General features: G+C 67.0%; 16 protein-coding genes. 5 read left to right on the top strand and 11 right to left on the bottom strand.

What is annotated here, in order from left to right; all coding sequences use genetic code 11:
- The first annotated feature begins 14 nt into the window (after positions 1-14).
- Both ACAM58_RS19880 and ACAM58_RS19875 read left to right on the top strand, forming a co-directional pair.
- Positions 15-1,499 carry an AAA family ATPase gene (locus ACAM58_RS19880; RefSeq protein ID WP_369663386.1) on the top strand — a complete coding sequence of 495 codons (1,485 nt, stop codon included), beginning with the start codon at positions 15-17 and terminating at the stop codon, positions 1,497-1,499.
- 4 nt (positions 1,500-1,503) lie between these two features.
- Positions 1,504-1,728 carry a SlyX family protein gene (locus tag ACAM58_RS19875; protein WP_015866830.1) on the top strand — a complete coding sequence of 75 codons (225 nt, stop codon included), beginning with the start codon at positions 1,504-1,506 and terminating at the stop codon, positions 1,726-1,728.
- Between the two features lie 338 nt (positions 1,729-2,066).
- Here the strand turns inward: ACAM58_RS19875 and ACAM58_RS19870 are convergent, their stop codons facing one another.
- Genes ACAM58_RS19870 through cyoA form a run of 8 tightly spaced genes read right to left on the bottom strand, consistent with a single transcriptional unit; the run spans position 2,067 to position 9,586 of the window.
- Entirely contained in the window at positions 2,067-2,729 is a 663-nt protein-coding gene (locus tag ACAM58_RS19870; protein WP_015866829.1) for a hemolysin III family protein, read from the bottom strand.
- Position 2,730: 1 nt separating this feature from the next.
- Entirely contained in the window at positions 2,731-3,279 is a 549-nt protein-coding gene (locus tag ACAM58_RS19865) for a response regulator transcription factor (RefSeq protein WP_018905247.1), read from the bottom strand.
- Positions 3,276-4,667 (bottom strand): ATP-binding protein, encoded by a 1,392-nt coding sequence (locus ACAM58_RS19860; RefSeq protein WP_369663385.1) that lies wholly within the window; start codon positions 4,665-4,667, stop codon positions 3,276-3,278. The genes ACAM58_RS19865 and ACAM58_RS19860 overlap by 4 nt, the downstream gene beginning before the upstream one ends.
- The gene (locus tag ACAM58_RS19855; RefSeq protein ID WP_369663384.1) at positions 4,651-5,508 is read right to left on the bottom strand and encodes an SURF1 family protein; all 858 of its coding nucleotides are present in this window, start codon (positions 5,506-5,508) and stop codon (positions 4,651-4,653) included. Before ACAM58_RS19855 ends, ACAM58_RS19860 begins: the two co-directional genes overlap by 17 nt.
- Positions 5,505-5,894, bottom strand: coding sequence for a cytochrome o ubiquinol oxidase subunit IV (cyoD, locus tag ACAM58_RS19850; RefSeq protein ID WP_015866825.1), 390 nt, complete (start codon positions 5,892-5,894; stop codon positions 5,505-5,507). Before cyoD ends, ACAM58_RS19855 begins: the two co-directional genes overlap by 4 nt.
- Positions 5,891-6,556, bottom strand: coding sequence for a cytochrome o ubiquinol oxidase subunit III (gene cyoC / locus ACAM58_RS19845; RefSeq protein ID WP_015866824.1), 666 nt, complete (start codon positions 6,554-6,556; stop codon positions 5,891-5,893). Before cyoC ends, cyoD begins: the two co-directional genes overlap by 4 nt.
- Entirely contained in the window at positions 6,549-8,555 is a 2,007-nt protein-coding gene (gene cyoB, locus ACAM58_RS19840; protein ID WP_369663383.1) for a cytochrome o ubiquinol oxidase subunit I, read from the bottom strand. The genes cyoC and cyoB overlap by 8 nt, the downstream gene beginning before the upstream one ends.
- A gap of 2 nt (positions 8,556-8,557) precedes the next feature.
- Positions 8,558-9,586, bottom strand: a complete 1,029-nt coding sequence (gene cyoA, locus ACAM58_RS19835; RefSeq protein WP_015866822.1) for a ubiquinol oxidase subunit II — start codon at positions 9,584-9,586, stop codon at positions 8,558-8,560.
- 175 nt (positions 9,587-9,761) lie between these two features.
- Here cyoA and ACAM58_RS19830 point away from each other — a divergent pair, with 175 nt between their 5' ends.
- The 3 genes from ACAM58_RS19830 to ACAM58_RS19820 all read left to right on the top strand — a co-directional run bounded on the left by ACAM58_RS19830 (position 9,762) and on the right by ACAM58_RS19820 (position 12,203).
- On the top strand, positions 9,762-11,102 hold the full coding sequence (locus ACAM58_RS19830; protein ID WP_015866821.1) for an MFS transporter: 1,341 nt from the start codon (positions 9,762-9,764) through the stop codon (positions 11,100-11,102).
- 82 nt (positions 11,103-11,184) lie between these two features.
- Complete coding sequence (locus ACAM58_RS19825) at positions 11,185-11,871, top strand: HAD-IA family hydrolase (protein WP_027729935.1); 687 nt, start codon at positions 11,185-11,187, stop codon at positions 11,869-11,871.
- Entirely contained in the window at positions 11,868-12,203 is a 336-nt protein-coding gene (locus tag ACAM58_RS19820) for a hypothetical protein (protein WP_015866819.1), read from the top strand. Before ACAM58_RS19825 ends, ACAM58_RS19820 begins: the two co-directional genes overlap by 4 nt.
- Here the strand turns inward: ACAM58_RS19820 and ACAM58_RS19815 are convergent.
- The 3 genes from ACAM58_RS19815 to ACAM58_RS19805 are packed head-to-tail and all read right to left on the bottom strand — an operon-like array spanning position 12,146 to position 14,629.
- A complete protein-coding gene (locus tag ACAM58_RS19815; protein WP_369663382.1) occupies positions 12,146-13,150 on the bottom strand; it encodes an isopenicillin N synthase family dioxygenase in 1,005 nt (334 codons plus the stop codon). The two genes, ACAM58_RS19820 and ACAM58_RS19815, sit on opposite strands and share 58 nt — an antisense overlap.
- Positions 13,151-13,166: 16 nt before the next feature.
- Positions 13,167-13,910 carry an amino acid ABC transporter ATP-binding protein gene (locus ACAM58_RS19810; protein ID WP_062365771.1) on the bottom strand — a complete coding sequence of 248 codons (744 nt, stop codon included), beginning with the start codon at positions 13,908-13,910 and terminating at the stop codon, positions 13,167-13,169.
- Positions 13,907-14,629: an amino acid ABC transporter permease gene (locus ACAM58_RS19805; RefSeq protein WP_278877261.1), complete on the bottom strand. Its 723-nt coding sequence runs from the start codon at positions 14,627-14,629 to the stop codon at positions 13,907-13,909. Before ACAM58_RS19805 ends, ACAM58_RS19810 begins: the two co-directional genes overlap by 4 nt.
- Between the last annotated feature and the right edge of the window lie 6 nt (positions 14,630-14,635).

Genomic DNA, 14,635 nt, shown 5'->3' with positions numbered 1-14,635 from the left:
AAGAAACCCCCTCCATGCGCTTGGCGTCATTCCAGATCACCAACTTTCGCTCGATCAACGACAGCGGCTCCATCGACACCTCGCAGATCACGGCAATCCTCGGCCGAAATGACAGCGGCAAATCGAACCTGCTGCGCGCACTGCACAGCCTGAACCCGGCCGAAGGCCTGGCCGAACTCAGCCCGATCAAGGACTTTCCGCGGCACCGCCGCCTCGAAGAGTGCCAGGGCGACACGCCGGTCGTCGCGACGCGCTGGGCCCTCGAAGACAGCGAGCGGGCCGAACTGGCGCAGATGCTTCCGCGCGCGGCCAAGGTGCGCCACGTCACCGCGGGCCGGGGCTACGGCACGGCGCGCTGGAGCGGCCTCGAAGGACTCGGCGACCTGTCGCTCGACGTGTCCGACATCAAGGCCAAGGTCCGCAAGATCGTGCCCGCCGTCAAGGCCGCGGCCGAGAAGCTTGCCGACGACGCGCGCGCAATGCTGGAGCAGGCGGCCGACGCCTTCGACGCCGCGATGATCCTGAGCCCCGACTACATCCGCTGGTCCACCGGTGCGGTGGCAGCGCTGCAGTCGCTGCGCCAGGCCATGGCGGCAGCGGATGCCGAGCTCAGCGACAAGCAGGAGCAGATGCTCGCCGAGCTCGAGGAGATGGCCCGCGCGATTGCCAACGACACGCCGGCGCTTGCAAGGGCGAAGCAGTGGGTGCTCGACAAGCTGCCGAGGTTCGTCTACGTGGACGAGTACCCGGCGCTGCCCGGCCGCCAGAACATTGCCGAGCACCTCGCGCGCAAGGGCTGGGGGCAGGACGCGCCCGGGCAGCGCAACTTCGAGAAGCTCTGCAAGGCCGCCGGGCTCGATCCGCAGCAGCTGCAGGAGCTGCTGGAGAAGAACGACCAGGCCACGCGCAACCAGCTCGCCAACCGCGCCGGCTCCGTCGTCACCGCCGAGATCCGCCGGCTCTGGAAGGACCGCGAGCTCAAGGTGCGCTTCAACCTGGACGGGCCGTACATGGACACGCTGGTGTCCGACCCGAACCGTGCCTACGACGTGGAAGTGAACCTCGACGAGCGCAGCCGCGGCTTCCAGTGGTTCTTCTCGTTCTACGTCACCTTCTTTGCGGACACCAAGGGTGCCGGCGATGCGATCCTGCTGCTGGACGAGCCCGGCCTGCACCTGCATGCGCGCTCGCAGGCCGACCTGCTCGCGCACTTCGAGCAGGATTTCGGCAACCAGATCGTCTACACCACGCACTCGCCGTTCATGGTGCCCGTGCACCGGCCCGATGCGGTGCGCACGGCCAGCATGAGCGAAGCCGCCGGCACCACCGTGAGCAACAAGGCCGAGGGTGATGCGCGCACGCTCTATCCGCTGCAGGTGGCGCTGGCGCTGAGCCGGATGGCGGGCGAGGGCGCGAAGCCGCAGCAAAGGGAGGGCGCGGCGCGTGTCGAGGCGCCGTCGCGCGAGGTCAGCGAGCCGGTGGATCTTCCTGTCCAATAGCGGCATGGACCATTCACCGAACGAGCTCGCAGAGCGCCTGACCGAACTCGAGATCAAGTCGAGCTATGCCGAGGACTTGCTGGAGCAGCTCAACATGACGATCTACCGGCAACAGCAGCAGATCGACAGCTTGATCCTGCAGGTCACCCAGCTCAAGCAGCAGAGCCAGAACGCGGGGCAGGACGGGGCGGCGCGCAACTTGCGCGACGAGTTGCCGCCGCATTACTGAGCGCTGTTGTTTGGGGCGCTGTTGTACGGGGCGCTGCTGTTCAGGGCGCGCTCCCGCCGACGGGGTACCTTGCTCCGCGAATGTCCTCCGGCCTGCGGCCTCCCCCTTGATTTCGCTGCGCAAGGCACCCCATCGACGGGAGCGTTATGCAGAGCCGTGGTTGATCAGCGGTACACCACCAGCGTGCCCTCGTGCACAGGGCATCGGGTGCTCCCCGCAGCGAAATCAAGGAGGAGGCCGAAGGCCGGGGGACATTCGCGGAGGGGAGTACCCGGTGGCCTGTGCACGCGCCCTGAACAAAAACAACAGCGCCCCGAACAACAGCGCCCAAAAAAAGATCAGCCGTGCGAATGCCAGAGCACCGCAAAGAAGTGGCAGGTGCTGCCCGCCAGCACGAACAGGTGCCACACCGAATGGGCAAAGCGCACCTTGTTGTCGAACAGGAAGACCACCGCACCCGCGGTGTAGAACAGCCCGCCGGCCACGAGCCATCCCAGGCCTGCCGGCGACATGCGCTCGTACAGCGGCACCGCCGCCATCAGCGCCATCCATCCCATCGCCACGTAGAGTCCCGTCGACCACAACGGATGCTGCAGCCGGTTGAACAGCTTGGCGCCCACGCCCAGCGCCGCCGCCGCGCAGATGCAGCCGAACAGCGTCCAACCCCAGGGCCCGCGCAGCACGCCGAAGAGAAACGGCATGTAGCTGCCCGCGATGAAGAGGTAGATGGCCGCGTGGTCGAGCCGGTTGAACCAGGCCTTGGCCCGGCCCATCGGCAGCGCGTGGTAGAGCGTGGAGATCAGGTACAGCACGATCGCCGTGCCGGCAAAGAGCGAGGCGCCGACGATGCCCGCGGCCTGGCCCTTCTGGGCGGCGCTGTAGACCAGGATCGGCAGCGAGGCCACCGCCAGCAGCAGTCCGAGGCCGTGGCTCAGCGCATTGAAGATCTCTTCGAGCGTGGTCTGGGCGCGAGCCGCAGATATGGGTTTGTTGGAAGCCATGCTATTTCACCTGCTGCTTGCCGAGCTTGCGCGCCAGCGTGCGCCGGTGCATGCCAAGCCGCCGCGCGGTTTCGGAAATGTTGAAGCCGGTCTCGGCCAGCGTCTCGTGGATGCGCTCCCATTCGAGCGTCTTGATCGAGGTCGAGCGGTTGGTCAGCTCCACCTCCGTGGTGCCGGTGGCGCGGCCGAAGGCGGCCTCGATGTCGTCGGTGTTCGACGGCTTGGCCAGGTAATGGCAGGCGCCGAGCTTGATGGCCTCCACCGCCGTGGCAATGCTGGCAAAGCCCGTGAGCACCACGATCAGCATCTTCGGGTTGTGCCGGTGCAGCATCTGCACGCAGGCCAGGCCCGAGGCCTCGCCGTTGAGCTTCAGGTCGACCACCGCATAGCCGGGCGAATGGGCCTGCAGCAGCGCCTCGACCTCCTCGGCATTGCTGGCCTGCGTGACCGCGTAGCCGCGGCGCTCGAAGGACTTGCCGAGCGTGCGCGCGAAGGCCGCGTCGTCTTCCACGATCAGCAACTGGCGTTCGGTTTCGGCGGTTTCCGTCATGGCTTTGCGTTTCGATCGGTGAGGGTGTCGGCCGCTTCGTGTTCTTCGTCGTCGTCTTCTTCTTCCAGCACGATGGCCGCGAGCGGCAGCGTGATGGCCACGATGGCGCCGCCCTCGGGCCGGTTGTGCACCGCGACGCGGCCGCCCAGGGTGCGCGCCACGTTGACCACCAGGAACAGCCCGAGCCCGCCGCCCGGGCGGCCCTTGCTCGACTGGTAGGGCTTGCCGAACTCCTTCAGGATGGCCGGCAGGAAGCCCGGGCCCGCATCGGTGACCGTGAGCGTCAACGCATCGGCGTCATGCGCCACTTCGAAGCGCAACCAGTGCGGCGAGGCCTCCAGGGCATTGTCGAGCACGTTGCAGATCATTTGCTTGAGCGCCGAATCGGAGACCATGGGCAGGTCCTGGCCAAAGCGGTTCTCGTAGTCGAACTCCTCGACCGGACGCGTGCTGCGCCATTCCTCCACCAGCTCGTCGAGGAAGGTGCGGACGGTGGTTTCTTCCGACGATTCGCCGCGCGCCTCGCCGGCCGACAGCAGGATGCCGCTCACGATGCTCTTGCAGCGCTGGATCTGCAGTTCCATCTCGGCCACCTCGGTCAGCAGCTCGGGGTCGGAGCTGAAGTGCGGCAGGCGGCGCCAGTCGCCCAGGATCACGGCCAGCGTGGCAAGCGGCGTGCCCAGCTCGTGCGCGGCGCCCGAGGCCAGGAGGCCCATGCGCACGATGTGCTCTTCTTCCGATGCGCGCTGGCGCAGGTCGGCCAGCCGCGCATCGCGCGCACGCAGGTTGCGGCTGATGCGCGTGATGAACACCACCAGCAGCGCCGCGTTGAGCGCAAAGCACACCAGCATGCCCTGAACGTAGGGGCTCCAGAGCCCGCGGTCGTGGTCCAGCGGCAGCGCGAGCGGGCGGGAGAAAAGCGCCAGCCCCGCAAAGCACAGGCAGGTGACGGCCACGATGGTCCAGGTCGACCAGGCCTTCAGCAGCACCGCGCCCAGGATGACCTGCAGCAGGTACAGGAAGACGAAGGGATTGGTGGCGCCGCCGCTCAGGTAGAGCTGGGCGGTGAGCGTGGCCACGTCGACCAGCAGCGCGAGAAAGAGCTCGCCGTTGGTCACGCGGCGCGGGCTGCGCGAGCGCAGCAGGCTCACGCCGTTGAAGAGCGCGAGGCAGGTCAGCACCTGCAGCATGTGCTCCAGCGGCAGCCGGATGCCGAAGCCGTAGTGCACGACCAGGATGGTGGCGACCTGGCCGACCACCGCGAACCAGCGCAGCTCGATCAGCTGCTGCATGTTCTTGTGGCCGGTGGCGTTGTCCAGGCTTGCCACGCCCGCACGCGGTGGATGCAGTTCCCCCGCGACCGCGACGGCTTCAGTCGCGGCGGGCATCGGGGCGGGCGGTGGCGTTGGCATGGGCCGTATTTTCGCCTGTGCCGCCATCGGCTTCGCCGGCGCGCCGGCGCCCCTCGCGCCAGCCGAACCAGGCCGCGCCAAGGACCATCAGCGCCAGGCCGTACCAGGTGATCGCATAGACCAGGTGGCTGTTGGGAAAGGCGATGACCGTGAGGCCCGCGGCCGGCCAGGCAGGCGCTGCGCCGGGCGAGGAGGGCGCGGCCTCGGCATCGACGAAGTACGGTGCCACGTTGGAGAGGCCGCGTGCCGCGGCAATGGCCTGCACGTCGCGCGAGAACCAGCGATCGGCGGCCGGCTCGTTCTTGCGCAGGAAGCCGCCCTTGGGTTCGCTCATGCGCAAGAGGCCGGTCACGCTGCTTTCGCCCTGGGGTTCGGTGGCCGCGCGGGCGGCGCGCTCGCGCGCCTCGGGCGGCACGAAGCCGCGGTTGATCAGCACGATGCGGCCGCCTGTGGCCTGCAGCGGCGTCAGCACCCAGAAGCCGGCGCCGAGCCGGGTGCTGGCCTGCACCAGGGTTTCCTTGTCGTGGAGGAAGCGGCCGACGATGCGCACGCGGCGGTATTCGTCGTCGGCCGCGTTGACCTGCGGCCAGCGCTCGCGCCCGGGCGCTTCGGAGGCCGGGGCATGCACGCGCTGCTCGACGCGGGCAATCAGATCGAGCTTCCAGGCCCGGCGCTCGACCTGCCAGGTGCCGAGCGCGAAGAAGCCCGCAAAGGCCAGGGCCGCGCAGACCGCCAGAGCCACCCGGGCCGCCGCGCCGCGCGGGCGGCCGGCTGGTGTGCCGTTGCGGGTGCTGGAGTCTGGCGGCGGGGGCGTCAAGGCATGTTCTTCATGTCGTGCACCGACATGGGCATCATGTTGGCGTTCATGTGGTACATGACCCAGAGCGATCCGGCCAGCGTGATGACGACGAGCACGATCGTGAAGATCAGCGCCAGCATGTTCCAGCCGCTCTCGGACTTGGCGTCCATGTGCAGGAAGTAGATCATGTGGACCACGATCTGCACCGCGGCAAAGCCCAGGATCACGAGCGAGGTGGTGCTCGGCTTGCCGAGCACGTTGCCCATGACGAGCCAGAACGGAATCGCGGTCAGGACCACGGCCAGCACGAAGCCGGTCATGTAGCCCTTGAAGGTGCTGTGGCTGACGGGGCCATCGTCGTGATGGTCGTCGTGCGCTGCGGTTTCGGTGTGGGCGGTGCTCATGCCATCGATCCCATCAGGTAGACAAAGGTGAAGACGCCGATCCACACCACGTCCAGGAAGTGCCAGAACATCGACAGGCACATCAGGCGGCGGCGGTTGGCGGCGGTGAAGCCGTGCTTGGGCAACTGGATCATCAGCACGATGAGCCACACGATGCCGAAGGTCACGTGCAGCCCGTGGGTGCCCACCAGCGCGAAGAACGACGACAGGAACGCGCTGCGCTGCGGGCCCGCGCCCTCGTGGATCAGGTGCGCGAATTCATAGAGTTCCAGGCCGATGAAGCCTGCGCCCAAAAGGCCGGTGATGGCCAGCCAGGCGAGCGTGCCGCCCATGCGCTTTCTCTGCATCTCGAGCACTGCGAAGCCATAGGTGATCGACGACAGCAGCAGCAGCGAGGTGTTGACCGCCACCAGCGGCAGGTCGAACAGGTCGGCGCCCGAAGGGCCGGCCGCGTAGCTTCGGCCCAGCACGCCGTACACCGCGAACAGGCAGGCGAAGACCAGGCAGTCGCTCATCAGGTAGAGCCAGAAGCCGAGCAGCGTGCCGTTTTCCGGGTGGTGGTCGTTGCCGACGTGGAACAGCTCGAACACGGGCGGCTTGCCCGTGGCGTCGCTGTGGGCGTGGCCGGCCGCGGGGGAGTGGAGGGCGGTGGTATCAGACATGGGCTGCTGCCAGGAGGCGGGTGCGTTCGTCCTCGGTGCGAACGACCTCTTCCGCGGGGATGTGGTAGTCGCGCTTGTAGTTGAAGGTGTGGATGATCACGGCCGCCAGCATGGCGAAGAAGGCCACGCCCGCCACCAGCCACATCTGCCAGATCAGCGCGAAGCCGCAGGTGCCGGCCAGGGCCGCGATGATGAAGCCGGCAGCCGTGTTCTTGGGCATGTGGATGGGCGTGAAGCCGTCGACCGGGCGGCTGTAGCCGCGGCGCTTCATGTCGGTCCAGGCGTCGTTGTCGTGGATGCGCGGCGTGAACGCGAAGTTGTAGGCCGGCGGCGGCGACGAGGTCGACCATTCGAGCGTGCGGCCGTTCCACGGGTCGCCCGTGGTGTCGCGCAGCGAATCGCGCCGGATGTAGCTCACCACCAGCTGGATGATGAACGAGGCGATGCCCAGCGCAATCAGCACGGCGCCGAAGGCCGCCACCTGGAACCAGATCTGCAGCGACATGTCCTGGAAGTGGCTCATGCGGCGCGTGACGCCCATCAGGCCCAGGATGTACAGCGGCATGAACGCGAACCAGAAGCCGACGATCCAGAACCAGAACGAGCACTTGCCCCAGAACGGATCGAGCTTGTAGCCGAAGGCCTTGGGGAACCAGTAGGTGATGCCCGCCAGCATGCCGAACAGCACGCCGCCGATGATCACGTTGTGGAAGTGGGCGATCAGGAAGAGGCTGTTGTGCAGCACGAAGTCGGCCGGGGGCACCGCGAGCAGCACGCCCGTCATGCCGCCGATCACGAAGGTGATCATGAAGCCGATGGTCCACATCATGGGCAGCTCGAAGCGGATGCGGCCGCGGTACATGGTGAAGAGCCAGTTGAAGATCTTCGCGCCCGTGGGGATCGAGATGATCATCGTCGTGATGCCGAAGAACGAATTCACGCTGGCGCCCGAGCCCATGGTGAAGAAGTGGTGCAGCCACACGAGGTACGACAGGATCGTGATCACCACCGTGGCGTAGACCATCGAGGCGTAGCCGAAGAGGCGCTTGCCCGAGAAGGTGGAGACCACTTCCGAGAAGATGCCGAAGGCCGGCAGGATCAGGATGTAGACCTCGGGGTGGCCCCAGATCCAGATCAGGTTCACGTACATCATGGCGTTGCCGCCGAGGTCGTTCGTGAAGAAGTTGGTGCCGACATAGCGGTCCAGCGACAGCAGCGCGAGCACGGCCGTGAGCACCGGGAAGGCGGCCACGATCAGCACGTTGGTGCACAGGGCGGTCCAGGTGAAGACCGGCATCTTCATCATCGTCATGCCGGGCGCGCGCATCTTCACGATGGTAGCCAGCAGGTTGACGCCCGAGAGCAGCGTGCCGACCCCCGCGATCTGCAAGGACCAGATGTAGTAGTCCACCCCCACGTCGGGGCTGAAGAGAAGGCCCGACAGCGGCGGGTAGGCGAGCCAGCCGGTCTTGGCGAATTCACCCACGAAGAGCGACGCCATCACGAGGCCGGCGCCGAAGGTGGTCATCCAGAAGCTGAAGTTGTTCAGGAACGGGAAGGCCACGTCGCGCGCGCCGATCTGCAGCGGCACCACGAAGTTCATGAGGCCCGTGACCAGCGGCATCGCCACGAAGAAGATCATGATCACGCCGTGGGCGGTGAAGATCTGGTCGTAGTGGTGCGGCGGCAGGAAGCCGGCGTTGTCGCCGAAGGCGACGGCCTGCTGGGCCCGCATCATGATGGCGTCGGAGAAGCCGCGCAGCAGCATCACCAGGCCAAGAATGATGTACATGATGCCGATCTTCTTGTGGTCGATGCTGGTGATCCAGTCGCGCCACAGCACGCCCCACACCTTGTAGTAGGTGATGGCGCCCAGCAGTGCGAGGCCGCCGAGGACGACCGCGATGAAGGTGACGAGCAGGATCGGCTCGTGGTAGGGAATCGCCTCCCACGTGAGGCGGCCGAAGATGAGCTTCGTCAGGTCAAGGTTCTCGAACATCGTCATTCTTCGGTGGTGCACATCGCCGTCACGTACTTGCGCGTGGGCGAATTGGTGAGGGTGTCAGCCTGCCAGGCCTTCCTGGTGGCAATGTTGAACGCGCCGGGCTTGCCCAGTCCGCCGTCCGCGTCGATGGCCATCATTTCCTTCATGCACATCTTGTTGCGGTCGACGCAGAGGTTGAGGATGGCGTCGTACAGGTCGGGCGCCACCGCGGCGTAGTGCCGCACCGGCTCGCGCTCGCTCGGCGCTTCGAGCTTCTTGTACTGCTCGCGCGTGAGTTCGCCGTCCTTGCCGGACTTGACCTTCTGCACCCACTGGTCGAAGTCGGTGTTGCTCAGGCCGTGGAACTTGAAGCGCATGCCCGAGAAGCCCGCACCGCTGTAGTTGGCCGAGAAGCCCTCGAACTCGCCCGGCTTGTTGATGACCGCATGCAGCTTGGTTTCCATGCCCGGCATGGCGTAGATCTGGCCGGCCAGCGCGGGAATGAAGAAGGAGTTCATCACCGAGGAGGCCGTGATCTTGAAGGTGATCGGCCGGTCGACCGGCGCGGCCATTTCATTCACCGTGGCAAAGCCCTGCTCGGGGTAGATGAAGAGCCATTTCCAGTCGAGCGCCACCACTTCGACCACCAGCGGCTTGGCCTCGGCGGGAATCGGGCGCTCGGCGTCGAGCCGGCTGAGCGGCCGGTACGGGTCGAGCGTGTGGGTGCTGATCCAGGTGATGGCGCCCAGCGCGATGATGATCAGGAGCGGCGCGGCCCAGATCGCGAGTTCGAGCTGGGTGGAGTGGTCCCAGTCGGGGCTGTAGTCGGCCTCCTTGTTCGACTGGCGATAGCGCCAGGCAAAGAAGAGGGTCAGCGCGATCACCGGAATGATGATGATCAGCATCAGCACGGTGGAGACGACGATGAGGCGTCCCTGCTGGTTGGCGATGTCCCCGGAAGGGTTCATGAGCACCGTGTTGCAGCCTGCCAGCAAGGCAAGCGGAAGCAACAGGGGCCATCGGCGAAGAGATTTGAGGGTGGGCATGCCGAAAGAAAGAAGTGCGTGGGCTGCGCAAAGACTCCACAATCTACGACCAAAGGCCTTCGCCGCCTATTGGACGTTTTGTCCTATGGCGGGAATCCTCATTCGGTGAGACGCTTGGAACCTGTTCAATGGTCTACCTCTGTCACTGCCGGTGACACCCGAATTAAAAAACGCAATGACGACGACGTCCAGCATCAGTCCGCAAGGCGCACAGCCTGTGCCGAACACGTCCGAAAACGCCGCCCGGCAGGGCGACGAACATTCACACATCGCACCCGGCGAGATCGCCGTGGGCGTGATCATCGGCCGCGCGTCGGAATATTTCGATTTCTTCGTCTACGGCATTGCCTCGGTGCTGGTGTTCCCGGCGGTGTTCTTTCCGTTCGAGGCGCGCCTGGAGGGAACCCTCTACGCCTTCGTGGTTTTTTCGTTCGCATTCCTCGCACGGCCGTTCGGAACCGTCATTTCGATGGCCATCCAGCGGCGCTTCGGGCGGGAAGCCAAGCTGACCATTGCGCTGTTCGTGCTGGGCACCTCCACCGCGGGCATTGCCTTTTTGCCGGGCTACGCGAGCCTCGGCTTCACGTCGATCGTGCTGCTGTCGGTGTTCCGCTTCGCCCAGGGCCTGGCGCTCGGCGGCTCGTGGGACGGCCTGCCGTCGCTGCTGGCGCTCAATGCGCCCGAGAACCGCCGCGGCTGGTACGCCATGCTGGGCCAGCTGGGTGCGCCGCTCGGCTTTTTCGTGGCCAGCGCGCTGTTCGCCTACCTCTACGCCAACCTGCCGCTCAAGGACTTCCTCGACTGGGGCTGGCGCTACACCTTCTACGTGGCCTTCGCGATCAACGTGGTGGCGCTGTTCGCGCGCCTGCGGCTGGTGGCCACCGAAGAGTATTCCCGCCTGCTCGAGGAGCGCGAGCTGCAGCCCACCAGCGTGGTCGAGCTGGCCCGCTCGCAGGGCGCCAACCTGCTGATCGGCGCGTTCGCGGCGCTGGCCAGCTATGCGCTGTTCCACCTGATCACGGTGTTCCCGCTGTCGTGGATCACGCTGTACTCCGACCAGTCGATCACCGAGTTCCTGGTGGTGCAGATGATCGGCGCGGTGTTCTGCGCCGGCGGCATCGTGGCCTCGGGCGTGGTTGCCGACCGCGTGGGACGGCGTTTCACGCTGGGCGGCCTGGCCGCGATGATCGCGGTGTTCAGCGGCTTTGCGCCCACGCTGCTCGACGGCGGCCGCCTCGGGCAGGACATCTTCATCCTGCTGGGCTTCGTGCTGCTGGGCCTGTCGTACGGCCAGGCGGCCGGCGCCGTGACCTCGAACTTCGAACCCAAGTACCGCTACACCGGCGCGGCCCTCACGGCCGACCTGGCCTGGCTCATCGGTGCCGCCTTCGCGCCGCTAGTGGCGCTGGGGCTGTCGGCGAATTTCGGGCTGGCCTATGTGAGCGTGTACCTGCTGTCCGGCGCGGTCGGTACGCTGGCGGCGCTGGGGCTCAACCGGGCGCTGGTGCGCGACTGACGAGGCGGATCGCAGCCGCTCATTCAAAAAAGGGGCCGTCGGCCCCTTTTTGCTTTCCGCCGCACGGGCTTAGGATCACCCCATGTTCACCGCCGCCATCTTCGACATGGACGGGCTGCTCATCGATTCGGAGCGGCCCATCATGGCCGCCTGGATCGAAGCGGCCCGCACGCTCGACATCGAGCTTTCGCACGCCCAGTACCTGCAATGCGTGGGGCTGGCCATGGCCGAGTCGAAGCAGATCCTTGCGGCGCTGCTCGGCGGCGCGGCCGCCTACCAGCATGCGGCGGCGCAAGTGACCGCCGCGCTGCAGCTGGAACGCGCCGACGGCGACGCCCGGCCGCTCTTTCCCATCAAGCCCGGCGCGGCCGAGCTGCTCACGGCCCTGCGCGGGCGCGGCATACGCTGCGCGGTCGCCTCGTCGTCGGGGCGCGGCCAGATCGCGGCCTGCCTCGGCAGCCTCGACGTGCTCCATCACTTCGAGGCCTTCGCGGGCGGCGACGAGGTGGCGCGCGCCAAGCCCGATCCGGCGCTCTACCTGCTCGCGGCCGAGCGCCTGGGCGTCGATCCCGCGGAATGCGTGGCCTTCGAGGACAGCGAGAACGGCGCCAAGGCCGCGCTGGCGGCGGGCCTTCGGGTCGTGATCGTGCCGGACCTCAAGCACCCGCCTGCTGCGATCATCGAGCGGGCGTTCCATGTGCTCGACTCCCTGCATGAGGCCGTGGCACACGTGCCGCGATGGTTTCCCGGCCAGGTGATGCGCACATGATCAAGATCGGGACCCTCTGCCACGTGCTCGACAGCTGCCTCGCGTCGCCGATGACCGAGCGCGCGGTGGGGCGCATCGTGGAGGTGGTCTCGGCGCCCTACGAGGCGCCCAGCGAGCGCTACCTGCCCGGCACCTACTACGACGTGCTGTTCGAGGGCTGGACCTTCTACTGCCGCAGCGACAAGCTCGTGCCCATCTCCGATCCCGATGCGGATGTCGGCCACTGGGAGGACGAATTCATCGGCGTTCCCGCCGGCCCTCCGTCGAAAGCGCCTCAGAGCACCTCGTCGCGCAGCTGCGGAAACACCTTCGACACCTTGGCGAGCAGGTAGTCGCCGTAGCGGCCGCTGAAGGCGTGCACGTTGGCGCGGTCCCAGCGCTCGGCGCTGTCGTCGCGTGCCTCGGCACCCGCGAGCCCTTCGATGCGCTGCACGCGCGCCTCGAAGTTCGGATCGAAGAACAGCGGAAACGAGAGCCGGTCCCGGCCCGAGGTGTTGCGCTTCACGCGGTGCGGCGTCGACTTGTAGAGCCCGCCGGTCATGCGGTCGAGCATGTCGCCGATGTTGCAGACGAAGGCGCCCGGAACCGGCGGCGCATCGATCCAGCCGCCGGGCGTGTGCACCGCGAGGCCGCCCACGTTGTCCTGGTGCAGGATGGTGAGCAGGCCGTAGTCGGTGTGCTCGCCCACGCCCCATTGCACGTCCAGGCCCTCGGGCACGGGCTGGGAGGGATAGTTGAACAGGCGGAACAGGATCAGCGGGTCAGCGGTGTAACGCTCGGCGAAATACGCGGCCGGCAGGCCGAGGCTCAGCGCGATGCCCTCCATCAGCCGGTGGCCCAGCTGCGTGACGGCCGCCATGTAGGCGAGGATGGTTTCGCGAAAACCCGGCACGTCGGGAAACAGGTTGGGCCCGTGCACCGGCGTCTTCGCCTGCACCAGCGGATGCGAGGCGGGCAGCTCGGTGCCGAGGTAGAGGCCTTCCTTCCAGTCGGGCCGGCCCGAGGTCAGCTCGCCGCCGAGCGGAAAGTAGCCGCGCCAGGCGCGCCCGCCCAGCGCCATGCGCCACCGCATCTTGGTTTCTTCAGGCAGCTCGAAGAAGCGGTGGCTCAGCTCTTCGAGGCGCCGCACCAGCGCCGCGTCGACGCCGTGGCCCGTGGCATAGAAGAAGCCGTGCGCGCGGCAGGCGGCACCGATCTGCGCGGCCACGCCTTCGCGGCCAGGGGCGCCGGCCACGAGCGGGGCGACGTCGATCACGGGAAGCGTCTGTGTGTCGGTCATGGGCGTGGAGAGCATCTCATGCGCCGCGCGCGAAGGGCGAGCGGATGTCCGAAAGAAACTGCTGCGCGCGCGGATGCTGCGGCCGGTTGAAGAAGTCGTCGGGCGTCGCGCGTTCGAGCACCTTGCCTTCGTCCATGAAGAGCACGCGGTCGGCCACCTCGCGCGCAAAGCCCATCTCGTGCGTCACACAGACCATGGTCATGCCGTCGCGCGTGAGGTCGCGCATCACGAGCAGCACCTCGCCCACCATCTCGGGGTCGAGCGCGCTGGTGGGTTCGTCGAACAGCATCAGCGGCGGCTGCATGGCCAGGGCGCGCGCGATCGCCACGCGCTGCTGCTGGCCGCCCGAGAGCTCGCTCGGCCATGCGTTGGCCTTGCCGGCCAGGCCCACGCGCTGCAGCAGGGCCATGGCGCGCTCGTCGGCCTCCTTGCGCGAGAGGCCGCGCAGCTGCATTGGCGCCATCGTGCAGTTCTGCAGCACCGTGAGATGCGGAAACAGGTTGAACTGCTGGAAGACGAAGCCGATGCGCGAGCGGAACGCATTCACGTCGGTGCCCGCCGCATGGATGTCCTTGCCGTCGATGAGGATGCGGCCCGACTGGATCGGCTCCAGCCGGTTGAAGGTGCGGATCAGCGTCGACTTGCCCGAGCCCGAAGGCCCGCAGACGACCACCACTTCGCCCTTGCGGATGGTCTCGTCGATGTCGACCAGTGCGTGGTAGCTGCCGTACCACTTGTTGACGTTCTGGAGTTCGATCATGCGGATACCTTGGGAGCCGAGACGGAGCTGGCGGTGGACATGCCGCGCCGCGCGAGCCGGCGTTCGAGCCAGTAGGCGAAGCGCGAGAGGCCGAAGCACAGGATGAAATAGGTCAGGCCCAGGATCAGGTAGATCTGCGCGGGCTTGGTGAACACCTGCGTGTTGATCTGCGTCGCAATGAACGACACCTCGGCCAGCCCGATGATGTAGCCGAGCGAGGTCTCCTTGATGGTCGAGACGAACTGGTTCACCAGCGAGGGCAGCATGCTGCGCAGGGCCTGCGGCAGCACCACCAGGCGCATCGCGCGGCCATAGTCCAGGCCCAGCGCGCGGGCGGTTTCCATCTGGCCGCGCGGCAGGCCCTGGATGCCCGCACGCACGATCTCGGCCAGGTAGGCCGCATCGAACACCACGAGCGCGATCAGCATGGTGGTGAACTGGTCGGTCTTCACGCCCGTGACGCTGGGCAGGAAGAAGTAGGCCCAGAAGATCACCATCAGCAAGGGGAGGCCGCGCACCACGAAGACGAAGCCCGTCACCGGCCAGCGCAGCCAGCGCCACGGGCTCACGCGCGCCAGGCCGAGCACGATGCCCAGCGGCAGCGCGAGCACCAGGCCGCAGGAGGCGAGCAGCAACGTGAGCACGAGTCCGCCGAGCGGCCCGTTCGGGTACTGCCCGATCAGGAAGTAGACCCAGTAGTCGTGGATGATCTCTAACATCTCGTC

The sequence above is a fragment of the Variovorax sp. V116 genome, from assembly GCF_041154435.1.
In the GTDB taxonomy this organism is placed as follows: domain Bacteria; phylum Pseudomonadota; class Gammaproteobacteria; order Burkholderiales; family Burkholderiaceae_C; genus Variovorax; species Variovorax paradoxus.
The sequence above is the reverse complement of the archived record's forward strand: the minus strand, read 5'-3'. Positions and strand labels throughout refer to the sequence as shown.